General features: G+C 61.4%; 19 protein-coding genes. 10 read left to right on the top strand and 9 right to left on the bottom strand.

What is annotated here, in order from left to right:
* The first annotated feature begins 44 nt into the window (after nucleotides 1–44).
* Genes E0486_RS16100 through E0486_RS16090 form a run of 3 tightly spaced genes read left to right on the top strand, consistent with a single transcriptional unit; the run spans nucleotide 45 to nucleotide 1235 of the window.
* Nucleotides 45–428: a hypothetical protein gene (locus E0486_RS16100; protein WP_131853646.1), complete on the top strand. Its 384-nt coding sequence runs from the start codon at nucleotides 45–47 to the stop codon at nucleotides 426–428.
* The gene (locus E0486_RS16095) at nucleotides 425–1105 is read left to right on the top strand and encodes a sigma-70 family RNA polymerase sigma factor (protein ID WP_131853644.1); all 681 of its coding nucleotides are present in this window, start codon (nucleotides 425–427) and stop codon (nucleotides 1103–1105) included. Before E0486_RS16100 ends, E0486_RS16095 begins: the two co-directional genes overlap by 4 nt.
* Nucleotides 1083–1235, top strand: a complete 153-nt coding sequence (locus E0486_RS16090) for a hypothetical protein (protein ID WP_165917377.1) — start codon at nucleotides 1083–1085, stop codon at nucleotides 1233–1235. Before E0486_RS16095 ends, E0486_RS16090 begins: the two co-directional genes overlap by 23 nt.
* Nucleotides 1236–1376: 141 nt before the next feature.
* Here the strand turns inward: E0486_RS16090 and E0486_RS16085 are convergent, their stop codons facing one another.
* Nucleotides 1377–2249 carry a hypothetical protein gene (locus tag E0486_RS16085; protein WP_131853640.1) on the bottom strand — a complete coding sequence of 291 codons (873 nt, stop codon included), beginning with the start codon at nucleotides 2247–2249 and terminating at the stop codon, nucleotides 1377–1379.
* A 123-nt stretch (nucleotides 2250–2372) separates the two neighbouring features.
* Between E0486_RS16085 and E0486_RS16080 the strand changes: the two genes are divergently transcribed.
* The 4 genes from E0486_RS16080 to E0486_RS16065 all read left to right on the top strand — a co-directional run bounded on the left by E0486_RS16080 (nucleotide 2373) and on the right by E0486_RS16065 (nucleotide 8589).
* Nucleotides 2373–4313, top strand: a complete 1941-nt coding sequence (locus tag E0486_RS16080) for a T9SS type B sorting domain-containing protein (RefSeq protein ID WP_165917376.1) — start codon at nucleotides 2373–2375, stop codon at nucleotides 4311–4313.
* A gap of 23 nt (nucleotides 4314–4336) precedes the next feature.
* The gene (locus tag E0486_RS16075; RefSeq protein ID WP_131853636.1) at nucleotides 4337–7225 is read left to right on the top strand and encodes a DEAD/DEAH box helicase; all 2889 of its coding nucleotides are present in this window, start codon (nucleotides 4337–4339) and stop codon (nucleotides 7223–7225) included.
* Between the two features lie 72 nt (nucleotides 7226–7297).
* Nucleotides 7298–8218: a pirin family protein gene (locus E0486_RS16070; protein WP_131853634.1), complete on the top strand. Its 921-nt coding sequence runs from the start codon at nucleotides 7298–7300 to the stop codon at nucleotides 8216–8218.
* 149 nt (nucleotides 8219–8367) lie between these two features.
* Complete coding sequence (locus tag E0486_RS16065; RefSeq protein ID WP_131853632.1) at nucleotides 8368–8589, top strand: hypothetical protein; 222 nt, start codon at nucleotides 8368–8370, stop codon at nucleotides 8587–8589.
* A gap of 1 nt (nucleotide 8590) precedes the next feature.
* On the opposite strand, the gene E0486_RS16060 is transcribed toward E0486_RS16065, so the two are convergent.
* Complete coding sequence (locus E0486_RS16060) at nucleotides 8591–9253, bottom strand: hypothetical protein (protein ID WP_131853630.1); 663 nt, start codon at nucleotides 9251–9253, stop codon at nucleotides 8591–8593.
* 12 nt (nucleotides 9254–9265) lie between these two features.
* On the bottom strand, nucleotides 9266–9607 hold the full coding sequence (locus E0486_RS16055) for a PadR family transcriptional regulator (RefSeq protein WP_131853628.1): 342 nt from the start codon (nucleotides 9605–9607) through the stop codon (nucleotides 9266–9268).
* Nucleotides 9608–10055: 448 nt separating this feature from the next.
* On the opposite strand from E0486_RS16055, the gene E0486_RS16050 reads away from it, so the two are divergent.
* Together E0486_RS16050 and uvrA (E0486_RS16045) are read left to right on the top strand one after the other, a co-directional pair.
* Nucleotides 10056–11012, top strand: coding sequence for an alpha/beta fold hydrolase (locus E0486_RS16050; RefSeq protein ID WP_131853626.1), 957 nt, complete (start codon nucleotides 10056–10058; stop codon nucleotides 11010–11012).
* A gap of 41 nt (nucleotides 11013–11053) precedes the next feature.
* A complete protein-coding gene (gene uvrA, locus E0486_RS16045; protein ID WP_131853624.1) occupies nucleotides 11054–13606 on the top strand; it encodes an excinuclease ABC subunit UvrA in 2553 nt (850 codons plus the stop codon).
* A gap of 82 nt (nucleotides 13607–13688) precedes the next feature.
* Here uvrA (E0486_RS16045) and E0486_RS16040 read toward each other — a convergent pair whose 3' ends face one another.
* The 3 genes from E0486_RS16040 to E0486_RS16030 form a co-directional block, all read right to left on the bottom strand.
* A complete protein-coding gene (locus E0486_RS16040; RefSeq protein ID WP_131853622.1) occupies nucleotides 13689–15602 on the bottom strand; it encodes a PAS domain-containing sensor histidine kinase in 1914 nt (637 codons plus the stop codon).
* Nucleotides 15603–15627: 25 nt separating this feature from the next.
* Nucleotides 15628–16275, bottom strand: coding sequence for a phosphatase PAP2 family protein (locus E0486_RS16035; protein WP_131853620.1), 648 nt, complete (start codon nucleotides 16273–16275; stop codon nucleotides 15628–15630).
* 117 nt (nucleotides 16276–16392) lie between these two features.
* Nucleotides 16393–17235: a hypothetical protein gene (locus tag E0486_RS16030; RefSeq protein ID WP_131853618.1), complete on the bottom strand. Its 843-nt coding sequence runs from the start codon at nucleotides 17233–17235 to the stop codon at nucleotides 16393–16395.
* Between the two features lie 222 nt (nucleotides 17236–17457).
* Between E0486_RS16030 and uvrA (E0486_RS16025) the strand changes: the two genes are divergently transcribed.
* Nucleotides 17458–20514, top strand: coding sequence for an excinuclease ABC subunit UvrA (gene uvrA, locus E0486_RS16025; protein WP_131853616.1), 3057 nt, complete (start codon nucleotides 17458–17460; stop codon nucleotides 20512–20514).
* 498 nt (nucleotides 20515–21012) lie between these two features.
* Here uvrA (E0486_RS16025) and E0486_RS16020 read toward each other — a convergent pair whose 3' ends face one another.
* The 3 genes from E0486_RS16020 to E0486_RS16010 all read right to left on the bottom strand — a co-directional run bounded on the left by E0486_RS16020 (nucleotide 21013) and on the right by E0486_RS16010 (nucleotide 24066).
* Nucleotides 21013–21996 carry a DUF6089 family protein gene (locus E0486_RS16020; protein ID WP_131853614.1) on the bottom strand — a complete coding sequence of 328 codons (984 nt, stop codon included), beginning with the start codon at nucleotides 21994–21996 and terminating at the stop codon, nucleotides 21013–21015.
* Nucleotides 21997–22129: 133 nt separating this feature from the next.
* Nucleotides 22130–22609, bottom strand: coding sequence for a GNAT family N-acetyltransferase (locus E0486_RS16015; protein ID WP_131853612.1), 480 nt, complete (start codon nucleotides 22607–22609; stop codon nucleotides 22130–22132).
* 104 nt (nucleotides 22610–22713) lie between these two features.
* Nucleotides 22714–24066, bottom strand: a complete 1353-nt coding sequence (locus tag E0486_RS16010; RefSeq protein ID WP_131853610.1) for a M28 family metallopeptidase — start codon at nucleotides 24064–24066, stop codon at nucleotides 22714–22716.
* Nucleotides 24067–24436 lie beyond the last annotated feature (370 nt).

Genomic DNA, 24436 nt, shown 5'->3' with positions numbered 1-24436 from the left:
CCTTTCGGTTCCATCGCCACACTATAGGTGCAAACGTACCTCCTATGCTGTATGTTGCCATCGGCTTGCTCGCCCTGGCCCTGGACTTTGGGCTGCACATTCGCACCGCCTCCTCGCATTTCCGGTGCGCCGCTGTGGCCGGTGGGGCCGCAGCTTTGCTGACGGAACTCATCGGCAGTGTCGGCGTTTTCCGGCGGCAAAAGGAAGCACTACCGGCATTGCTGTACCACGCAGCGCGCGCGTTCGTGCTGCTGTCCTATGGCCTGCTGGCCGCCAAAGGCGCACGGCATTTCCCGGAGCCCTTCCGTGCCGCTAAAACCGGTGTCATGATGCGCGTTATTTTGCCGGCCGCGCTGATTTTCGGAAATTACATCGGCGGACCGCTGGTCTATACGTATCGCGTAGGCATTCAAAAAAAAGTCCCATGATCACCCAATCATCCATTGACAACGGTTATGTGCCCGACGAGCTGATCGTGCAACGTGTGCTCGATGGGGAGACGCTGCTCTTCGAGTTGCTCATCCGGCGCTACAACCCGCTTCTGTACAAGATCGCACGGACCTACGGCTTTGGCCATGAAGACACCGAAGACCTGATGCAGGAAACGCAGGTGGCAGCGTACACCGGCCTGCGTGGATTTCGTGGCGCGGCTTCGTACAAAACCTGGCTTACGCGCATTCACCTCAACCAGTGCTACCACCGCCTGCAGGAGCAGCAAAAGCGCACGCAGGTAGTGGCCACGGCGGATGTACCGGAAGGGCCTTCGGCTGATGCCGGCGGCGAGATCGCGCGCCGCGAGCTGACGCGGTTCCTCGAGCAAAGCCTGCAATCCATGCCGCTCATCTACCGCAGCGTGTTTGTGCTGCGCGAAGTGGAAGGCTTTTCCGTGGCTGAAGCGGCCCAACTGCTCGGCATCACGCCGGTGAATGTGAAGGTGCGGCTTAGTCGCGCCAAGGCACTGCTGCAAAAAGGACTCGAGCGACGCTACAACACTGCCGACCTCTACGAATTCCACCTGAAATATTGTGACCAGATCGTACACTATGTCTTCCGCAAAATCCAACAACTGCCACCCGCTCCGGGTGCGCCAATTCGTGAGCAATGACCCGGCCGGTGCGGCCCGGGAGCTGGAGCAATGGCTCGAAAGCTTTGAAGGACAGGTATGCCAGCTCGCGCAATCGCAAGGCGAAAGGCAAGGCCGGTTCCTGTTCGTGATCACCGTGCTGTACGAGTAGGAGCGCTGCCTGGATGCGCTAACAGGGCCGGGCCCGAAGGTGCCTGCGGCAGCTCGGGTCGTTGCCCGATGCGTACGGCTTCGTCGCGACGAACGCAGGCTGTCTCGATAAGAAGGAGGAATAGCGCTACCCGGTGCCTGATCAATCGAGTTTTACCCGGGCCAGCGTGGCGGTTCCTTTTTTGCCGGCCTCGCTGGAAAGGTACAATTCACCGCCGGGCGAAAAGCAGAGGCCTTCCGGCTGCGGGAACACCGACTTGTCGAGTTCGATCACCCGCTCCACGTTGCCCCTGGCATCCGTGACCAGCAGCTCCGAGCGCGGCCCGTCGAGCACGTATAAGCCCTGCCCGCCCGGGATGAGCACATTGTCGGAAGGACGTATGGTCCCGGCCTTTTTCTTCTTGCCTTTCTTGCCGGAAGCAGGCGCCGCGTTATCCGAGGCGATGTAATAGGCAGCCTCTGTGCTGAACTGTTTTGTGGCGAGATCGAAGGGGTAAACGCCCTTGCGCGAGGCATCGCTGAGGTCCGCTTCCTTTACCCCGATCAGCAGGCGGTTGCGGGCCGCGTCGTAGCTGAGCGACTCGCAGTCGTTGTGGTTGGAGAACGGGCCCTGGTAGGTGCGTACCTCGGGCTTGCCGGCGCCCCGTGTTATCTCGAACAACATACCGTCGCTGCGCAGCACGTAATAGGTGTTGCCCGCGATCGCCAGTCCCTCAAAGTCGCCTTTCCCCGCAAACGTGAACTGGTCTGCCACCTTGCCCGCGCCGATGTCGTAGAAGTAGATGATGCCGTCATTGTCCTGCACGCAGGCAATGCGGTTGTTGCCGGCCCAGGCGATGGCCGACACTTCCCGGAGCGCTTCGGGAAGGTCCCAGCGCTGCTTTATGTGCACGGACCCGCTTTGCAGCGCGGCTACCGTCGCCGCGGGCGACGTTTTACTTTTTCCGTAATAGAAATAGAGGCCGGCGGCTACGCACAGCACTGCAATGATCCCGATCACATCTCCTCGTTTCATAGCCTGACTTGAATGAACCCATTGCTCCGCAAACGGGATGCCGGTCCGAAACTTTGCGATGTATACCCCTTTCCCCTTACCTTAGCCCTACTGCTGCTTGCTGCCTTAAAACCACCGAATACCATGGTTCACCGGACCTTGCTCTGGACCTTTCTGTTTTGTATCGCAGCAGTCCTGCCCGCACGTGCGCAGATCTGTACCGGCGCGCTCGGCGACCCGATCGTCAACATCACCTTTGGCGCGGGCGGCAACCCCGGTCCCGCGCTCAGTAGCAACGTCGTAGGCGGCTACCAATACATCAGCGGTGATTGTCCCGGCGACGGCTTCTACGGCATCCGCAACAGCACGGTTAACTGCTTTGCTTCTTCCTGGCACAACGTTACGACCGATCATACCGGCGATCCCGGCGGCTATTTCATGCTCGTCAATGCCAGCTTCAGCCCAGGTGTTTTTTACCAGGACACGATCCGCGGGCTCTGCTCCGGCACCACCTACGAGTTTTCCGCCTGGGTGCTCAACGTGCTGCGCACCGGATCCTGTGGCACCGGCGCCGTGCAGCCCAACCTGACCTTCCGCATCGAAGCCCCCGATGGCACGCTGCTGCAGGTATACAACACGGGGAACATCAACCCGTCGGCGTCGCCCGAATGGCGGCAGTTCGGTCTTTCTTTCACCACGCCTCCCACGGTGGGCAGCGCCGTGCTCCGCATCCTCAACAACGCGCCCGGCGGCTGTGGCAACGACTTGCTCCTCGACGACATCACCTTCCGCGCCTGCGGCCCGATCATGACGCCGGGCTTTGTCGGCACTGCAGGCACCACGCAAAATATTTGCTTCGGTGTGGCCGCCAGCCCACGTCTCACCGTGGCCCTGTCTACCGGCTACAACAACCCGCGCTTCCAGTGGCAGCGCAGCGTCGACAACGGACCATGGGTCGATATCGCCGGCGCCAGCACACAGTCGTACGATGCGCCCTTTACCGCGGGCACCGCGCCCGGCAACTACCGGTTCCGCCTCGCGGTGGCCGAAGCTGCCAACTGGGGCACCGCCACCTGCACGGTCTACTCGCCGCCGCTGACGGTTTTCGTGATCGCCCGCCCACCGGCGCTGTCGGCTTCCAACACCGGCCCGGCCTGCGCCGGGGGCAGCCTGGAGCTCAAAGCCAGCGGCGCCGCCACCTATAGTTGGAGCGGTCCCGGCGGGTTCAGCGCTACCGGCAGCAACGTTACCCTGGCACCGCTCGACGCTTCCCGCTCAGGCATTTACACCGTGCTGGCCACCGACTCGTACAATTGCTCCTGGAGCGAATCCACCACCGTCGACGTGCGGCCCCGCCCGGTGGCCGCGGTGGCGGACGATACGTTGGCGTTCTGCCAGGGTGCCGGCACCCAATTCAGCGCGTCTGGCGGCGCCGGCTATGAGTGGCAGCCACTCAACTACCTGAGCGACCGCCTCGCCGCCAACCCATTCGCCAACCCGCCTGATACGATGACCTACCGCGTTATTGTCACCTCGGGCAACTGCAGCGATACCGCCACCGTGCAGGTGAATGTATGGCACCGGCCGGAGGCCGACTCCGGCCCCGACCGCGTGCTCTTTTTGGGCGATACACTGCACTTGGCGGGCAGCGTGCGCGGCAACGACTGGAGCGCTGTATGGACGCCGTCTTATTTCCTGGGCGATCCGGCTTCGTTGCAAACGACAGCCGCCCCGCAACAGGACACGGCCTACGTGCTCAGCGTCGCCTCGCTGATCGGCTGCGGGGCCAGCAGCGACACGATGCGGGTGCGCGTATTCCGACGCATCGAAATACCCAACGTCTTCACCCCGAACGGGGACGGCCGCAACGACCGCTGGGAAGTGGAAGCCCTCAGCGCCTACCGTAGTTATACGGTCGACCTGTTCAACCGGTACGGGCAGCCCGTCTACCATACCGAAAACAGGGCGCCACTTTGGGATGGAACGCTTCAGGGCAAGCCCCTGCCGACGGGCACCTACTACTATGTACTGCGCATCGGCGACACGGGCCAGCGGCTCAATGGCTTCGTGGATCTCATCCGGTGAAAATGAGCTAGCTTGCCGCCTGCATGCTGCCGCTGAAAGACCTCGAGGAACAACTGCTGCACCGCGAAGAGCCGCGTGGGCCCGCCGCCGCGGTAGCTGATGGCCGGAAGCTGCTCGTGCTGAAGCAGTACCGCTTTCACAAAAAGCTCGAGCTCCAGTTGTTCAGCGCCCCGGTAACCAGGGAAGGCAAATTCAAGAATCCGCTGACGCCGATCGATCCGCTGGAAGCGGTCCTCCAGACCGAAGACCCCGACGAGCTGCGCTTCTATGCCGCCGTCAGCCGATTCCAGAACAATCCCACGGCGCCGGCAGTACCGGCCGACTTCGCGGCGCTGCAAACGGTGTGGGAAAACGCGGCCGGTTTTACAATCTGTGTGCACGATAAAGACTTTTCCGAAAGCATCGTTGCGGGATCGGTAAAGCCCATCACCACCGGCACTGGCCTGCACGACCTGGCCCTGCTGGTGGCACAGACCGACGGTTTCTACGACATCCGCCCCCAACTGACCCTTGAGGGCGCCGCGGTGGACCTGCGCACCGTGCACCTGCTCTATGGTTACTTTCTCCGGCAGGGCGATCGCCTCTTTCTCCCCCAAAGCCTGCAGTTGCTCAAGGCGCTGCGCTTTTTCCTGCAATACCCCGCCGGCATGCGTCTGCGTCCCGACGACTTTGGCGCCTTTCAGAAAACCATTCTTGCGAAACTTGAAGAGCAGCTAAGCGTTGTTTATACCTATGCCCGCCCGCTGCCCCGGGCCGAGGGCGATGCGCTCGGCCTGTATACTCCCCCCGAGCGTCTGATCTACCTCTCCGAGCTGGGCTCCTATGTGTTGATCAACCCGGTGATGAAATACGGCGACAGTGAAGTGCCGCTGCGCTCGCGCAAGGCAGTGTATGCCACCGGCGCGAAGGGCGAGCTGTACCAGCTGCAGCGCGACGATGACGCGGAAACGAATTTCCTCGCGATGCTCCTGCAGCAGCACCCGCACTTCGGCGAGCAACTCGGTGAAGGGCTCCCGTATTTCTACCTGCACCGCCGCCGCTTTCTCGACGAAGGCTGGTTTCTCGAAGCCTTTGACCGCTGGCGAAGTGAAGGCGTCGGCGTGCTGGGCTTCGCGGCGCTGAAGGGAAACAAATACAATGCGCGCCGGCCCGAAGTGAGTGTGCGCCTGCGCAGCGGCATCAACTGGTTCAACGCGCTCATTGGCGTGCGCTACGGAAAACAAAAGGCCTCGCTGGCGCAGGTGCAGCGCGCGGTACGCAACCGCAGTAAATACGTAACGCTCGACGACGGCTCCCTCGGGTTGTTGCCCGAAGATTGGGTGCGGCAATTCGACGCCTGGTTTGCCGCTGCCGAGCCCGAAGGGGAGGAGCTGCAGGTACCCCGCGCGGCCTTCAAAACATTACGCGAACTGTTTGCGGAAGAAACCTGGGACGACGACGTGCGCCGCTCCGTGCATCTTTACGAATCCACCCTGCTCCGCTCCGGCGCCATACCGGGTTACGCATTACCCGAAGGACTGCAGGCGACCCTGCGTCCCTACCAGCAGCGCGGCTACGACTGGCTGCGCTTCCTCGACGAACAGAACCTGGGCGGCTGCCTGGCCGACGATATGGGCCTGGGCAAGACCGTACAGGCCATTGCCCTGCTGCTGGCGCAGCGGGAAGCGGGCCGGGACGAGCCCGACCTGGTAGTAGTGCCTACTTCTTTGTTGTTCAACTGGGAAGCGGAGCTGCGGCGCTTTGCACCGGGCCTTCGCGTGGGAACGCTGTACGGCACCACTCGTGTGCCGCTGCTGAAAAACATGGAGCGCTACGACGTGGTGCTCACCACCTACGGCACGTTGCTGACGGACCGTCACTGGCTGGAGCAGCAATCCTTCAACATCGTGCTCCTCGACGAGGCGCAGCAGATCAAGAATCCATCGTCGCAACGCTACGAGGCCGTAAACCGGCTGAAGGCACGCGTCCGCTTTACGCTCACGGGTACGCCGGTGGAGAACGGCACCCTCGACCTGTATGCACAGCTATCGTTTTCTTCGCCGGGGCTGCTCGGCAGCCCGCGTGCTTTCCGGGCGCTCTTTTCGGTGCCCATCGACCAGTTCAAGAACAGCCGGCGCGCCGCGGAATTGCAGCAGCGCGTGGCGCCCTTTATCCTGCGCCGCACCAAGGCGGAAGTGGCATCGGAGCTCCCCGAGAAGACGGAGCTCGTGCTACATTGCCCGATGGGCGCCGGGCAACGCAAAGCCTACGACGCCTGCGAAGCCGAGTTCCGCGCCTTCCTCGAAGGAAGCGCCGACGAAGAGGTAGAACGCAACACCCTGCACGTGCTCCGCGGACTAACGCGCCTGCGGCAGATCTGCAACTCACCCTTGCTGCTCGGCGGCGAGCACGTGGGTGCCGATGCCTCTTCAAAGCTGGACGTCTTGCTGGAGCAGCTCGAAAGCATCGTGCCGGGGCACAAGGTGCTGGTGTTCTCGCAGTTCGTGTCGATGCTCACGCTGATCAAAACGGCGCTCGGCCAGCGCGGCATCGGTTACGCCTGGCTCACCGGTAGCACCCGCGACCGCGGCGCCGCCGTAAAAGCCTTCCAGGAAGACGCGTCGGTGCGGGTGTTCCTCATCAGCCTCAAGGCCGGCGGCACCGGGCTGAACCTTACCGAAGCCGATTATGTATTCCTCGTTGACCCATGGTGGAACCCCGCCGTGGAAAACCAGGCCATCGACCGCGCCTACCGCATCGGGCAGGAAAAGCACGTGATCGCCACGCGGCTGATTTGTCCCGATACGATCGAGGAAAAGATCCTGCAGTTGCAGGAAACGAAGCGCAGCCTCAGCGGTGAGCTCGTAAAAAGCGACGGGGCCTTCGTGCCCTCATTCTCGCGCAGCGAATGGCTGCAACTACTCGCGCATTAGGCAAGTTCACCAGCCCCGGACTGATTGGCCATGGCCGGCCCGGCGCTACCTTCCGGGTCTCAACCCGCCCTTATGCTCGACCTCGTTATCGAAGCCCGCAGTGCTTCCATCAGCCAGCAGCTCGAAGTGCGCCGCATCCTGCCCTTCCGCCAGCGGCGGATGGTAGGCCCCTTCATTTTTATGGACCACGCCGGCCCCGTCAAAGAGGCGCCGCAGAACGTCCATTCGCTCGACGTGTTGCCCCACCCGCACATCGGGCTGTCCACGGTGAGCTACCTCTTCGGCGGGCAGGTGACGCACCGCGACTCACTCGGCGTGGAGCAGGTCATTCGCCCGGGCGAGGTGAACTGGATGACGGCGGGCCGCGGCATCGCCCACAGCGAACGCTTCGAAGACCCGGCAGCGCTGGCCGGCGGCACGCTGGAGATGATCCAGACCTGGGTGGCACTGCCCGAACAGCACGAGGAAGATGCGCCCTCTTTCGACAATTACCAACCCGGACAATTGCCGGTGTTCACCGAAAAAGGCGTGTGGATGCGGCTTATTGCCGGAGATGCCTACGGGCTGCGCAACGATGTGCGCACGCACTCACCTCTGTTCTACCTGCACGTGCTGCTCGAGGCGGGCGCCCGCTTCGGGTTGCCGCGCGAACACAGCGAACGCGCCATTTACGTAGCGAAGGGAGAACTGGAATGCGGCGGACAATTTTACCGCGAAGGGCAAATGCTGGTGTTTACCAGGGGCGTGGATCCGACCATCACCGCGCGCACCCCCGCTACGCTGCTGCTGCTGGGCGGCGAGCCGCTGGGGGAGCGCTTTATCTGGTGGAACTTCGTCTCCTCGCGCCGCGAACGCATCGACCAGGCCAAGGCCGATTGGAAAGAAGGTCGCATCATTCTTCCTCCTAACGACAACGAGGTCTTCATACCACTACCCGACGACAAGTCGAAGCCTGCCGGCATGCCGCCGCCACCGCCGGAACCGCTTTCTTGAAGATAGGATTATAGTTTGTGGTTTGTTGTTTGTGATTTGTTGTTTGCGTGTGAATGGAATGCGCGGCGCAAATAACAGGTTCCCCCCCGGCTGGTAGGTACTTGTTACTAATATACTAGTTAACCAATAGACCAATAAACCAAGCAAGCATGAGCCAGGCATTTGTCAAGGAGGGGGATGAACAGTGGCTGCACGACGTGCAGCCGACGCTGAACGCGCTGGTGGTGTACCTCACGCGCGAGAACAACGGCGTGCGGGTATACGAGGTCAAAGGATATATGGACCCGAAAACAGGACGCGACATCCACGATATGAGCAATGGCCTTACGTATGGCAAGGACGCCGATGGCCGCTGGGAGATCATCTGGTAGCTCAACCGGCGGGTACGAACGCCTCTGGATACAGCGTTTCGGCTTCCCGCTGCACCCGCTGGTGGCCGGCGATTGAAGCCCGGTTAACCAACACGCAAAGCAGGGTGATCACACCCAGCACAAACAGTCCCGTATGCGACCAATGTCCATTGACATTGACCGCCAATTGCAGGTAAAAGAACCCGGCTGTGAACCGCAGGGGGCTTAGCTCGAGCAGGAGCAGGGGCCGGGCCAGGCGACGCTGCTTCCGGCGCAGCCAGAGCAGTTGCCCTTCCGATACGAGGTAGGGGCCGATGAGTAGAAAGAGCGCCACCCACACCGGTAATAAGTGCGTCACTTGCCAGAGCAGCAGCAACGCCGCCAGCAGGCCGATCCCGTGCGGCCAGCGGAAAAAACTCCGGAAGGCCGCCCACCAGGTGCGCCGCGAGGAACGCTGCAGCTGCGCTTGTTTTTCCTTTACGATGTGGGCGAAGCCGAACAGCCCGAATTCCTTATATACTTTCTGCAAAGCCGTTTCGAACGACAACGACGGGTCTTTGGCGGAGCATTCTTCGATGCGGCTCGCAAGGTGATCCACCACCTCGGCCTGCAGGTCGTACCAGTGCACGTATTTCTTGCGGGTGAAGGCAAAGAGGATTTCGACTTGTTCGGCGGTCAGTTCCATCGGTCAACGGGTTTAAGCAGTTCCGGGGCGCCAGAGCAGCAGGGCCTGCATCTGGCCGATAAAAGCCTTCAGTTCCTCGAGCTTCGCAGTTGCTTCCTTCCGGCCGTTTGGGGTGATGCTGTAGTATTTCCGCGGGCGGTTGCCCACCGTTTCCACCGACACCTCCAGCAGGCCCTCGGCCTCGAGCTTGTGCAGGGCCGGGTACAGCGCGCCTTCGGTCAACTCCAGGGCGCCCGCGCTGAGCTCACGCGCGCGGCGCGTGATCTCGTAGCCGTACATGCGGCCCTCCTCGCTGAGCAGCTTGAGCACGATCGTGGTCAGCGATCCCTTAAAAAGCTGGGCATTGGGCTTCATCGGGTCAAATATACATAAGAAACTTATGCATAATCGTTCCCGGAAACAAATCGGTGACGCTGCAAACATTTGGGAAGGAGGTCCCGGCGGTCCGGATAGGGTTCCGGAATATTGGGGAGGTATCTCCGGATGGTCCGGATATAGGTCGCAAATAGTTGGGAAGTACCTCCGGACCCTCCAGGTATGGGTCGCAAATATTTCCGGGGTACCTCCGGATCCTCCGGATATAGGTCGCAAATATTTCCGGGGTGCCTCCGAACGCCCCGGGTATGGTCCGCAAATATTTCCGGGGTACCTCCGAACGCCCCGGGTATGGTCCGGAAATATTTCCGGGACGGGTCCGGAGCGTTCGCCCGCCTTTCGCAAAACTTCGCGGGGATGAGGAGGGCTCCGGAACTGTCGCCGCCCAACGGCCCGGTGCTACCTTTGCCCACCCTTATTTTATCATATGAAATCATTCTGGATCTTCCTGTTCGCGTGCTGCCTCGCGGCAGGCCTCAAGGCGCAAAGTCCCCTTACGTACCCGTACCCGGTAAGTTACCTGGCGCTGACCATCGAGCAGCAGCGGGTGAAGATGGCCTTTATGGATGTACGTCCCGAAGCACAGTCGAACGGCCGTACCGTAGTATTACTGCACGGCAAGAACTTCAACGGCTTTTATTGGAAAGACGTGATCCACTACCTGAGCGGTGCCGGCTACCGCGTGCTGGTGCCCGACCAGGTAGGCTGGGGTGCTTCCGACAAGCCGGCGATCCAGTACAGCTTTCACCGCCTTGCCGCCAACACGAAGGCGCTGCTCGATTCGCTCGGCATCGCCCAGGTGCAGGTCGTCGGCCACTCGATGGGCGGCATGCTCGCCGTGCGTTTCGCCCTCATGTATCCTACCCTGGTGGAAGGCCTGGTGCTCGAGAATCCCATCGGCCTCGAAGACTACCGCAGCTTTGTTCCCTGGCGCAGCCCCGACCAGCAATTCGCGCAGGAGCTCAATGCTTCCTACGAATCGCTGAAGCAATACCAACAGGGTTACTACCCCGCGTGGAAGGAGGAATACGAGCCCTATGTGGCGGCTCAATGGGAAGCGTTGCAGCAACCCGATTTCGCCACGGCCACCTGGGCCAGCGCGCTCACCTACAACATGATCTACGAGCAACCGGTCGTATACGAGCTGGGCAACCTCAAAGTGCCTACGCTGCTCATCATCGGGCAGGCCGACCGCACCGTGCTGGGCAAAGCCCTGCTGCCGGAAAGCGAGCGGGGCAAATGGGGCCGCTACCCGGAGTTGGGAAAGGCCGCGCGTTCCAGGATCAGGGGCAGCAAGCTCGTGGCCCTCGAAGGTGTCGGCCACATTCCGCACCTGCAGGTGCCGGACCTGTTCCGTGCGGCCCTGCTCGGTTTTCTGAAGTAGTGGAGAGGGTGGCAGGGCATATTATTTGAAGCTTTGCCGTCATGAAAGGATCTCCGGATGCAGCCCGTCCTGGCCGGACGGATGGCTTTGTTCAGGTGCGGGGCGCCCGCGAGCACAATTTGAAAAACGTTTCGGTCGACATCCCGCGCGATGCCATCGTGGTCTTCACGGGCGTGTCGGGCTCCGGTAAGTCGTCGCTGGCCTTCGGCACCCTGTACGCCGAGGCGCAGCGCCGCTACCTCGAATCGGTTTCGCCCTACGCGCGGCGGCTCTTTCACCAGATGCAGGTGCCCGTGGTGGATGCCATTGAAGGGTTGCCGCCGGCGGTGGCCCTGCAGCAGCACCGCGGCGGCGTTACGACGCGTTCTTCGGTGGGTTCCGTTACTACGCTGGCGAATTTGCTGCGGATGCTTTACTCGCGCGCCGGCACGTACCCGGCAGGGCAGGGAATCATTTATGCCGAAGGATTTTCCCCCAACACCCCCGAAGGCGCCTGCCCGCAGTGCCACGGCCTCGGCCGGGTATACGAGGTGACCGAGGCTTCGATGGTGCCCGACCCCGCGAAGTCGATCCGCGAGCGCGCCATTGCCGCCTGGCCGCCTGCCTGGCACGGGCAAAACCTGCGCGACATCCTCGTTACCCTCGGCTACGATGTAGACACACCCTGGAAAGACCTGCCGAAGAAAGACCGCGACTGGATCCTGTTTACCGACGAGTCGCCTACCGTGCCCGTGTACGCGGGCTTCACGCCGGCCGAGACGCGGGCCGCGCTGAAGCGCAAAGAGCCACCCAGCTATATGGGCACCTTTACAGGTGCGCGCAAATACGTGCTCCAGACCTTTGCCACGACGCAAAGCCAGCTAATGAAAAAGCGGGTGGCGCAATACATGATCAGCAGCGAATGCCCTACCTGCGGCGGAAAGCGCCTGCGCCCCGAGTCGCTCTCGGTGACCTTCGCCGGCTACGACATCGCCAACATGGCCCGGCAGCCGCTCGGGAAGCTGCACACGCTGTTTGCGTCGTATGCCGACGGCACCGACAAGGAGCTGGCGCGCCTGTCGAAAGGCCACCAGGAAAAGGCCATCGTGGCCCAACGGATCGCCGAAGACCTCTGCGGCCGCCTGCAGGTGCTGCTCGACCTGGGCCTCGGCTACCTCACGCTCGAGCGGAGCACGCCCACGCTTTCGCCCGGCGAGCTGCAGCGCCTGCGCCTTGCCACGCAGGTCCGCTCCAACCTCTTTGGCGTGGTGTATGTGCTCGACGAGCCCTCCGCGGGGCTGCACCCGGCCGATACGGAGGCGCTCCTGCGCGCCCTGGACCGCCTCAAGGCCTCGGGTAATTCCATCTTCGTGGTGGAGCACGAGCTGGAGGTGATCCGCCATGCCGACTGGATCGTGGACGTGGGCCCCGGCGCCGGCGAAGGCGGCGGGCAGGTGTTGTACAGCGGTCCGGCGGAAGGATTGAAAAAAGTGGCGGAATCGAAAACGCGGATCTTTCTTTTCGACGATGAGCCGCTGTCGGTTGGCCGCCGGCGTGAGCCGGCCGGGTGGCTCAGGCTGAAAGGCGTGTCGCGCAATAACCTGAAGAACCTGGATGCCGAGATCCCGTTGGGCGTGCTCACGAGCGTTACCGGTATCTCGGGATCGGGTAAGTCAACGCTCATCAGCCAGGTACTGGTGGAGCTGGTGGCGGAAGGCCTCGGGCACGACCTGCCCCCGGAAGAAGAAGAAGGCGATCCGCTGCAGCGCGAAAATGCGCCCCAGACGCAAGGCCGCATCACCGCCGGCCTGGAACCGCTGCGCCGCCTTGTGCGCGTGGACCAGAAGCCCATCGGCCGCACACCTCGCTCCAACCTCGCCACGTACACCGGACTGTTCGACAGCGTGCGCAAGCTGTTTGCAGCCACCAAAAGCGCCAAGGCGCGGAAGTACGACGCCGGCTATTTTTCCTTCAATACCGGGAAGGGTCGTTGCCCCAATTGCGAGGGCGAAGGCTTTGTGATGGTGGAACTGCTTTTTCTTCCGAGCGTTTACTCGCCCTGCCCCGTATGCAGCGGCACGCGCTACGCGGCGAAGACGCTGGAGGTGCGCTACCGCGACAAGAACATCGCCGAAGTGCTCGCCATGACGGTAGACGATGCGCTGGCCTTTTTCGAAGAAGAAGCCACGGCCCATCGCATTCTCAACGTGTTGAACGAAGTGGGTCTCGGCTACCTGCGCCTGGGGCAGCCCGCCACCGAGTTGTCGGGAGGAGAGGCGCAACGCATCAAGCTGGCCACCGAGCTGCACCGCCTCAGCCGCGGCAACACGCTCTACGTGCTCGACGAGCCGACCACGGGGCTGCATCCGTCCGACGTAACGCGCCTGGTGCGGCAGCTGGAGCGCCTCGTGGATGCGGGTAATACCGTGGTGGTGGTGGAGCACGACATGCAGGTGGTGGGGGTCAGCGACTGGGTGATCGACATCGGCCCCGGCGCCGGCGACGAGGGCGGCAACATCGTTGTGGCCGGCACCCCGGAAGCCGTGGCCGCCAGCAAACGCAGCAAAACAGCCCCCTACATCAGGAATACATTGAACGGAACGCATTCAAAATAACTACAGGCCGAGACCGCATTGTACAAGCCCAACCCGGTAGGTCCCTGTTACCCATAAACCAATAAACTAATAGACCAATTGACTACAGCAGGCAACTCACCGGGAGGAACATCCGGAAGGTAGCGCCTTCACCGGGGTGCCCTTCGGCCAGCAGCATGCCTTCGTGGTTGCTTACCACCTTGCGGGCGATGGCAAGGCCTACGCCGCTGCCGGAATACTCGCGGCGGCCGTGCAGCCGCTGGAATACCTGGAAGATCCGCTCGGCGTATTGCTGCTCGAAGCCGATACCGTTGTCGGAGACTTCCACCAGGAAGTAAGACGGCTCCACGGGCAGCTGAAAGCGCTGGCGGTCGGCATCCGTACAAATACGGTAACGCACGTTGATCTCGGGGCGGCGTCCTTCCATGCGGTATTTAATAGCGTTGCCCAGCAGGTTCTGCCACAGCTGGCGCATCTGGCGCTCGTCGGCGCGGATCACCGGCAGCGGGTCGATGTGCAGCTGGGCGCCGCTTTCCTCTACCGATCGTTCCAGGTCTTGCAGCACGATCTGTACGATCTCGCTGAGCGACATCTCGGTCACTTCTTCGGGGAGCATGCTCACGCGGGAATAGGCGAGGAGGTCTTCAATGAGGTCGCGCATGCGGGTGGTGGCCGATTCCATGCGGGCAAACATCTCTGCGCGCTCGCTGCCGGGCTCCAGCGTCAGCTTGAGGCGGTCGGCAAAAAAGTGGATCTTCCGCAGGGGCTCTTGCAGATCGTGCGAAGCGGCGTAGGCAAACTCCTCCAGGCTCTGGTTGGAACGCTTCAGCTCTTCGAGCTTATGCTCGAGCTCCAGCTGCAGGTGCTTGCGCGGCGAAATGTCGGTGAACGAAACGAGGATGCCGTCCGGCTCCAGCGGCGATGCGGAGAAGTCAAACCAGGCGTCGAGCTGCTCGCCCTGGTAGTGATTTTCCTGCCGCACGATCGTCTTCGCTTCAATCACTTCGCGGAATACATCAAAAAGGCCGTTGGCCATCGCAGTCGGGAAGAGGCTGCTGTAGCGAACACCCAGCGCCTCGGCCTCTGTGAAACCCACGAACTGCGTAAAGGCTTTGTTGATCAGGTCCATCCGGAGATCCACGAGGCGGCCCGAATCGTCGCGGAGCGCCGTGGCGGCAAACATGCCGCTCACCGACCCTTCGAAGATGCGGCTCAGCAGGTGGTGCTGCTCCTGGATCTTTTGCTCGTTGCGCTTGCGCAGGGTCACGTCTACGAAGTTGGATACCAGCCCGTCGTCCAGCTGCGTGAGCGACACGATGAACCATCCGTATTCGCTGCCGTCGGGCTGGCGAAAGCTGGTTTCGAAGCGGAAGGGGCCGCCGCCTTCGGCCACCGACCGGTGCCAGCCGAATTGTTCCGAGCCGGCGAGGTGCGGCAGCAGCGTGAGCAGCGTGGAGCCCACCGTGTGCGGCGGCAGCGCGCCGATCTCGATGGCGCGGCGGTTGGCGTGGGTAATCCTGAAATCGATGAGTTCGCCCTGCTCGTCGCGGATCGATTCGAACACGAGGATCCCGTCGGCGGCGGTATCGAGGATCTGGCGGTAGTGTTGCTGCTGGCGCTGGTGCTCCAGCTCGGTCTTCACCTCCGCCGTACGGTCGCGCGTAACGCTGAGAATCCCGCCATGCACCTTGCTGCGCTGTACGTTGAAATAGCGGTCGAGGCCCGAACTGTAATACGTGAATTCAACCGGGCTGTTGGTGGCCCACACCTGCAGGCATTGCTCCAGGATGCGGCGGCGCGACTCTTCATCCATCAGCGTCGTGCCGAGCAGGCGGGCGCCGACGATGGCTTCCGGCGTCGACCGCAGCGTCTGCGCGGCCGTCCGGTTGCAATAGCGGGCTTCAAAATCAACTGGGGTGTCGCCGTCTTCATAGACCGGCGTGAACCAAACGACCGAGTCGGGCTGCGCGTCGAAAAGCTCACTGATCAGGGGGTATTCCGGATGTGCTGTCAACATGGTTAGGGGCTGAGCACAAGGTACGTCAAACCTGGCTTTTTTTCTGCTCCAGGCGCCGTCGGTGCACGACCCGGTAGGTGAGCAGCGACAGGTACGAGGAGACGATGCCGACCATAATGCCGGCAGTGACGTCGGTTAAAAAATGCTGGGCGAGGTAAATGCGTGAAAAGCCCACCAGCAGCGCCACGAAGGGCAGCGCGATCACGAGGGCCCGGTGCCGCTGCAGGGCCGCGAGCAGCAGCGCCATCGTAAAGGCGGTGGAGGTATGGCCGGAGGGAAAGCTGTAGTTCTCGTGCAGGTCCACGCCTGCCACTTTATGAAAGGCGATATTCCGGGCCGCGAGGCTGAACGGGCGCAATTCTTCCGGGTACACGTAGTTCTTCAGCGTATAGGTGAACAGGAAGCAGATGGCGATCCCCGCAATGATCGCCACGATGTAGTCGCGCCGGTACAGCCAGGTGAGCAGGAGGATCGGGACATAGATAAACCCATTGCCCAGATGCGTCACCCAGGGCATCAGCCGGTCGAGGACCGCCGTGTTCCAACCGTTGACCAGAACGAAGGATTGGTCCTTGCCATACGCGGTAAGCAAGCCTGCCGCCGCGAGGGCCATGGCAAAGGCCACCGCCACCGCGATCCGGTATTGCTTATAGATATTCTGCGCTACATCCATGGGCCGCAAAGCTAGGGAAGGGTGGAAGAAGAATGAAGAGGCTCCGCTTTCTTTGCCGCGGGCAAAAAGAAAAGGGAGCAGAAGCTCCCTTTTGTCCTCGTGTATGCTACTGGAAAACTATTGTTGCTTCGTGGCCTGGTCGAGCTGCTGGCCGAAGGCGGCGTTGGAGCCCGTGTTGTTGAGGGCATTCACCTTGGTAGCGGTATAGAAGGTCACTTTGCTTTTGCTTTTTGTTTTCGACTTGGCGCCTTCGTGCTTCACCTTCACCGTGGCAACGGCGGGTGCGGAGGCTACCGTGGCGTCAACGGCCATCGTGTCGGCAACGGGCTGTACGGGGAAGATCGCGGTGGGGTCCTGCGCGTTGTAGGGAGCGCCGAGGGCGATGTTCAGCGTATTGGTCTCGGGGGCGAAATACAGGGTGCCTTCGGGCACCAGCTTACCGGAAGCCGACTTCTGGGGGATGATGCGGTACGTGGCCGGGCTCTTGGCGAGGTAGGCTTTCACGGTACCCTGCGGCAGGCCGGAGATCCATACGATGCCTTTGCTCGTGGAGTCCAGCGTAATGGTCAGCGGCGCGGCGGCGGCATCAGCGCCGGCCAGCTGGTAGGTGCCGATGACGGGAAATGCTTTTTCAGCGGTCCAGGCCTGCGGCATCGGCAGGTACTGGTACTTGGCGTGGATGGAGTCGGCCGTAGAACCGTAGGACCGCGTTGCGGGTGCCGTTGCCGTGGCGGTAGCGGTTGTGGCTGCCGGAGCGGTCGTAGTGGTCGTTGTTGTTGTGCTTGTGTTCGGGGTGGCCGTGCTCGTGCCGGTCTGTGCGTCGGCGGGATCGGGGACCGTCGGCGTACCGGGCGTATTCACCGTAGAAGTGGTGTTCGTCTGCTGGGTGTTCGTCGATTGAGCGTTGGCTCCGAAGGCCAGGGCAAGGATAGCTGCGGCGGTTAAAAAGGTGTTTTTCATGAGTTAGCGATTGTGTGTTAAAGGGTGTTAATGGTGTTTCGGAGCCCTGTAATGGAAAACCATGCCAAAAACGAAAGTTTATAGTTTGCAGTTTATAGTTTGTAGTGGGCAGCCGCTTTTGCAAAAGGCGCTGGTTCGCTCCTTTCTCAGGTTATTAACGACAAACTTCAAGCTACAAACTACAAACTGCCCTAACTTCGCTTACTAAAATTTTTGGGAAAGATGCCGGTAAAAAAGGCCGCAACGAAAAAAGCAGGAAGCAAAACAAAGGATACCGCGCCGGTGGCGGAACCGGCAACGATCGTCGGGGCAACCGCGGGCGTGCTGGAAGCCGGAACCGAGTTTATCGAGGTGTTCGGCGCCAAGGAGCACAACCTGAAGAATATCGACATTTCCATCCCCAAGAACCGGCTGGTGGTCATCACCGGCATCAGCGGCTCGGGAAAGTCCTCGCTGGCCTTCGACACCATCTACTCCGAAGGGCAACGCCGCTATATGGAAACCTTCGGGGCTTATGCCCGCCAGTTCATCGGCGAGATGGAACGCCCCGACGTGGACAAGATCACTGGCCTTTCGCCGGTGATCTCCATCGAGCAGAAGACCACCAACAAAAACCCGCGGTCCACCGTGGGCACCGTTACGGAGATCTACGACTTCCTGCGCCTGCTCTATGCCCGCGCCTCCGAGGCGTATTCGTACAACACCGGGAAGAAGATGGTGAAGTGGAGCGAAGACGAGATCGTCAACAATATTTTCGATAAATACAAGGACGCCAAGCTCACCCTGCTGGCGCCGCTCGTGCGCGGCCGCAAGGGGCACTACCGCGAGCTGTTCGAGGAGATGCGCAAAAAGGGCTTCCTTAAAGTGCGCGTCGACGGCGAGGTACAGGACATCGTGCCCAAGATGCAGCTCGATCGCTATAAGATCCACGACATCGAGCTGGTGGTCGATCGCCTCAAGGCTACCGCCGACATGCGCACCCGTGTGTCGCAAAGCGTGCAGCAGGCGCTGAAGCTGGGCAAGGACCTGATGTTCGTCGCTTACGAGCGCCCCCAAGCCCCCGAAGGGGGTGTTGCAAAAGCTAAAGCAACTGCATCCGGGAAAGCAAATTTGTCAAAAAGCAAACCCGGGCAGCGCAGCGAAGCCACTCCTTCAGAGGGGTTTGGGGAGGTCGGCCTCGCTACCTTCTCCCGGCAGCTGATGTGCGTCGACACCGGACTTTCCTACGAAGAGCCCTCGCCGAACTCCTTTTCCTTCAACTCGCCCTACGGTGCCTGCCCCGTGTGCAAGGGACTCGGGCAGGTATATACCGTCGACCTCGAAGCCGTCATCCCCGACAACACGAAGAGCATCAACGAGGGCGGCATCGCCCCCCTCGGCGGCGAGCGCGAGGCCTGGGCCTTCCGCCAGGTGCAGGCCCTCGCCCGCAAGAACAAGATTTCGCTCGACAAGCCCGTGAAGTACCTGCCCGAGAAAGCCCTCAACCTGCTGCTGTATGGCAAGGCCGAAGCCGATGCTTCTTCCGAGCTGCAATTCAGCGACGATGAATACGGCGAGGCCTACGATGGCGACTACGAAGGCGTGGTGAACCAGGTAAAGCGCTGGTTCGCTACGAGCACCTCCGAGGCCATCCAGCGCTGGGCCGAAGGGTTCATGCAGCTGACCACCTGCACGGCCTGCGGCGGCACCCGCCTCAAAAAGGAAAGTCTTTGGTTCAAGGTTGATGAAAAGAATATTTCCGAGCTCTCCGGGATGGACCTCAGCGAGCTCTCGGGCTGGTTTACCGGCATCGAGCCGCGCCTCAATGCGCAGCAGCGCGTGATCGCCGCGGAGCTGGTGAAGGAGATCCGCGAGCGCCTGCAGTTCCTGCTCAACGTAGGACTCACCTACCTGACGCTCGACCGCGCCACCCGTACGCTCTCGGGCGGCGAGTCGCAGCGGATCCGCCTGGCCACCCAGATCGGGTCGCAGCTCCAGGGCATCACCTACGTGCTCGACGAGCCTTCCATCGGGTTGCACCAGCGCGACAACCACCGCCTCATTTCGGCGCTGCAAAACCTGCGCGACATCGGCAACTCGGTGCTCGTAGTGGAGCACGACAAAGACATCATGCTCGCCGCCGACCACCTGATCGACGTGGGCCCGAAGGCTGGCTACCACGGCGGCCGCATCATGGCCCAGGGCACACCGGCCGAAGTGCTCGCCGCCGACACGCTCACCGCGCAGTTCCTCAACGGCAAGCGCGGCATCGAAGTGCCGAAGGAGCGCCGCAAAGGCAACGGCAAGGAGCTCGTGCTCAAAGGCGTCACCGGCCACAACCTGCACAACGTCAGCGTGAAGTTCCCGCTCGGCAAGCTGATCGTCGTTACCGGCGTTTCGGGCTCGGGTAAATCCACGCTCATTACCGATACCTTATATCCCATTCTCTCGAAGCATTGCTACAACTCGCGGATGACGCCCATGCCGCATAAGAGCATCAGCGGCCTCGAGCATATCGACAAGGTGATCGAGATCGACCAGAGTCCCATCGGCCGCACGCCGCGCTCGAACCCGGCGACCTACTGCGGTTTCTTTACCGAGATCCGCCAGCTGTTTGCCACGCTGCCCGAGGCCAAGATCCGCGGCTACAACGCCGGGCGTTTTTCCTTCAACGTGAAGAGCGGCCGTTGCGAGGTGTGCGAAGGCGGCGGCATGCGCGTGATCGAGATGAACTTCCTGCCCGACGTATACGTACACTGCGAGAAGTGCAACGGCAAGCGCTACAGCCGCGAAACCCTCGAGATCCGTTACAAAGGCAAGTCGATCTCCGACGTGCTCAACCTGACGGTGGAAGAGGCCGTGGAATTCTTCCAGGCCGTACCGTATTTATACCGGAAGATCAAGGTACTGCAGGATGTGGGCCTCGGCTACATTACGCTGGGGCAAAGCGCCGTCACCCTCAGCGGCGGCGAGGCGCAGCGTGTGAAGCTGGCCACCGAGCTGGCGAAGAAAGACACCGGCAAGACCTTTTACATCCTCGACGAGCCCACCACGGGCCTCCATTTCGAAGACATCCACCACCTGCTCGAAGTAGTCAACAAGCTCGTCGACCGCGGCAACTCTGTATTGATCATCGAGCACAATCTCGATGTGATCAAGGTCGCCGACCACATCATCGACCTCGGTCCCGAAGGTGGTTCCGGCGGCGGCAACATCCTGTACGAGGGTACGCCCGAAGGACTGCTGAAGGTGAAGGAAAGCCATACGGGGCAGTATCTCAAGGACGAACTGAAATCGTGAGGCGTGAAGCGTCAGGCGTGAATCGTCAATTATGAATTTCCAGAGGCGTCGCGCAAGCGACGCCTCTGGCGTCATTGCGAGCGCTCCCTCTCCGTTCCGTCATTGCGAGCGTTGTCCCCCGTTCCGTCATTGCGAGCGAAGCGAAGCAATCCCATCCTCGCTGGCTCTGCTGCCTCTTTTGGCTGCAGCGTGGACGAGTAACAGATTACTTCGTCGTACCGACGGTGCCGTCGGTACTCCTCGCAATGACGACCTGTAGTAGCTTTCCACTTAGCAACTTCACAAAAAGAAGCCCCCGTAGGAATACGGGGGCGATACATTAGGACCAAATAAGGCAAGCTATGATACAAGGTTGCGCGTTGCCGGTAAGAAGAGCAGAGAAGCGTTAGTAAGATCGTCGTCGGAAAGAAGGAGGGTATAGGGAACGGATCAGGCTTGTGGCCAGGGAAATTGCATCTTATTAAGCTTGCTCTGCTGCTTACCGGGTTTGCGATTGTTTTAGAAGTAAGAGGGGCAGCGGGAGGCGCGGAGGGCGCGGCGGTCGCTGTCCAGCACGTCGGCAAAGCGCCAGCCCATGCGGATGATCGACGAGAAGTAGGAGTCGTTCTGCTTCGGGTTGCCGCGTTGCTCGCCCACCGTGGCGGGGCGGGTGGTGGCGGCGCCGGGTACGAAGTCCTGGCGGTAGTGCACCTGGTTGGCGACGGCCGCCTGGTCCGGCGTGAGGTACTGGCCGAACAGGTTGGCGTCGATGTAGTTGGTGCTTACGTCGTCGATGTAGTCGGTGAAGGTCTTGCGGTGCAGGATCTCGGCGCCGATGAACACGTTCTCGGAGAGGTAGTATTTAACGCCCACACCGATCGGCAGCATCACCTGCGTCAGGTTGTAGGGTTTGCGGTCGGGGTACTCGGTCATGCCCTGGCCTTCGGTGCGCAGGGGCTGCAGGTCCACCCACTTCCAGGTGCCGTCGGGCGCGAAGTACTTGCCCTGCGGGTTGAAGTGGAAGACGCCCACACCGCCGATAACGTAGGGACGCACCTTGTGAAAGAGGCCTTCGTACTGCTCCATGAACACGGTGGGGGAGATCTCGAAGGCGAGGTAGGCTTCCTGAAGCTTGCTGCGGAAATTGAGGTTGCGGATCTTGCGCGACTCTTCGTAGCCGCCCTTGCCGTTGATCAGCGCATCGTCGCCTTCCAGCAGGCCGGCGTTCACCGCGAGGCGCGCGCTGAGCCACTCCTTGAAGTAGTACTGGACGAAGACGCCCTTGGCAAACTTGGTGAGCGGGAGGTTGACGTCCTTGACAAAACGGGTGCCTACACCACGGTTGCCACCGAGGTCGCCGAGGAAGAAGAGGGGTCCGAGACCGATGCCGGCTTCGACTTTACCGTTTGCGAATGTTGCGGACTGAGCTTTGGCTGCGCTGGAAAAGAGAAGGACTAGCGAAAAGAGCAGCACCGTGCTCTTGCAGGGTACAGTTTTTCTCATAGAGGTAGGATTTTGGACTGGATTTGGTTGAACGAAAGTATATACGGATGAATAGTGAAAGTGGTTTCCTCCAAGAATTTTAAAAAAATTAAGCACAAATACTGAGTCGGCCTTCGGAAAAATACGATACGCCTTACCGTATTTTCACTGATCGGAGCATGTATAGGTGCGGAATGCCGTCTTCCATATAGGGCTCGCTAACGGTTACGAAGCCGAGGGAACTATAGAAGCGTTCGAGGTATTGCTGCGCGCCGATGCGGATCGGCCCGGGGCCGAAGGCCTCCGTACAGCGGCGGATGCTTTCTTCCATCAGCAGCCGCCCGATCCCGCCGCCCCGCGCCTGCGGGCTCGTTACCACGCGGCCGATGCTCGCTTCGGCGTAGATCTGCCCGGGCGGCACCAGGCGGGTGTAAGCGGCCAGATAACGATCTTGCCCTGGCATGGTGAGCCTGTCGAACCATCCCATCAGGTGCAGGCTGCCCTGGTCCTGGTTGTCCATATCGAGAAACACGCAGTGCTGCTCCACCACGAATACCTCGCTGCGCAGGCGCAGCAAGGCGTAGAGTTCGGTGGGGGCGAGGGCGGTGAAAGGCTTCAGGGTAAAGGTCAACATGCGGCAAAATTGAGAGAAGGAGCGCAGATTATTAAGATCTGTTATGATTGGTTATGATATCCGCGCAAATCTTAATCATCATAATAATCTGCGTTCTTTCTCTTTTATCGGCCGGGGGTGGGGACGACGGGCAGGCTCTCAAAGCCTGCCTCGTTCACCGCCTGCACGGCGAAGAAATAGTTGTCTTTTGAATAGGGCAGGTTGATGGACGTGTCAGCCGTAAAGAACTTCTTCTGCCATACCGGCCAGTACGTTTCCCGTAGTAATACGTAATAGCCTTTGACCTTACCGTTCTTCGGCGCCTTCCAGGTTAACTGGGTGCCGTTGGTCAGGTTGCGCGTTTCCACTTTTACGTCCAGCGGTGCCGAAGGGGCGGAGGCGAGCGAGGCCAGCACGGACAGGTTCACCGCCGTATTCTTCCGCAGGTACTCGAAATCCATGAACTCGGGCAGGTCGCCGTACACGGTGCCCTTTTCGGTACGGAGGTCCTGGTGCTGGTGGTTGAAGTTCTCGTTCATCTCGGTGAGGCGCACCGCCGTAAAGCGGTTGTTCACGAAAGGCGTATGATCGCCGCCGCGGAGGAAGCGGTCGTTGCGGTACACGAGCACCACCTCGAGGTGGTCTACGTATCGCTCGCCGATCTCTTTTACATAGCGGGCCAGCTGCCGCGGGCGGCCATCGTTCTCCAGCCCCAGGTTGCGGATGGTCTGGAAGGCGCGGCCCGTGTCCTGCACCGAATAAGCTTCGCTGAACACGCGCAGCCGCGTATTGTCGATGATGCCGGTCTCGGAGCTGTTGTTGGAGCCCATGATGTCGTTGTTCAGCACCGCATCCACGTTCCAGGCCGCAGCCTTGGCCTTGTTGGCCAGGAAGGTGGAGCCGAGCAGGCTTTGCTCCTCGCCGGCGACGGCCACGAAGATGATGGTGGCGGGAAAGGAGCCCTTGCTCAGCACGCGGGCGCACTCCAGCACGGCGGCCACGCCCGACCCGTCGTCGTTGGCGCCGGGGGCTTCGGCCGTGCGGTTCATCACGTCGGTCACGCGGCTGTCGATGTGGCCCGAGATGAGGTACACCCGGTCGTCGGCCGGGTCCGTGCCTTTCAGTACACCCATGGCGTTGCCCAGCAGGGTGGGAGCGTCTACGCGGCGGCCGTCGGGGGGCAGCGTCACGGTATCCACGAAGGCGGTCATGCGCCCGCCGGAGGCTTTACCGAATTCCCGGAACTGCTGTACCACCCAGTCGCGGGCGGCGCCGATGCCGCGCTTCGGGTCGGTGGGGCTGCTCAGGGTGTGGCGGGTGCCGAAGGATACCAGCTTGTTGATATAGGCGCGCAGCGAGTCGGCCGACACGGAGCGGACCATGGCGGCCAGCTGCGGGTCGCGCTGTACGAGGGTTTGGGATTGGGCAAAGGTGCCGGCCAGCAGCAGCGCCAGCAGGAGGGGCATTCGGGTTCTCATGTGCAAAGGGGTTGGTACGGGTAAAAATACGGGAAAGCGGCAGCCGTATGGGCGGACGGGTCGGCTGCAAGCAGCCTTTGTTCGCGGAGACGCGACGGCGCGACGGCGCTAGGGTAATGCGTCATTGCGAGCGCCGCTCCTCCGAACCGTCATTGCGAGCGAAGTGAAACGGAGCGAAGCAAGCTCACCCTTGCTGACTCTGCTGCCTTTTGGCTGCAGACTGGACGTGGGTGAGATTGCTTCGGGCCTCCGCTTCGCTCCAGCCCTCGCAATGACGGACGAATGGAACGTTTGGTTTCGTTGCGCCGTTGTGCCGTTGCGACGCGCCAAAGGCGCAACGACCGCCGCAGGGCGGTCCTGGGGGGTCGGC

This window comes from Flaviaesturariibacter aridisoli, assembly GCF_004343705.1.
Lineage (GTDB): Bacteria > Bacteroidota > Bacteroidia > Chitinophagales > Chitinophagaceae > Flavisolibacter > Flavisolibacter aridisoli.
Note: the sequence above shows the minus strand (reverse complement) of the source record. Positions and strands in the feature narration are given on the sequence as shown.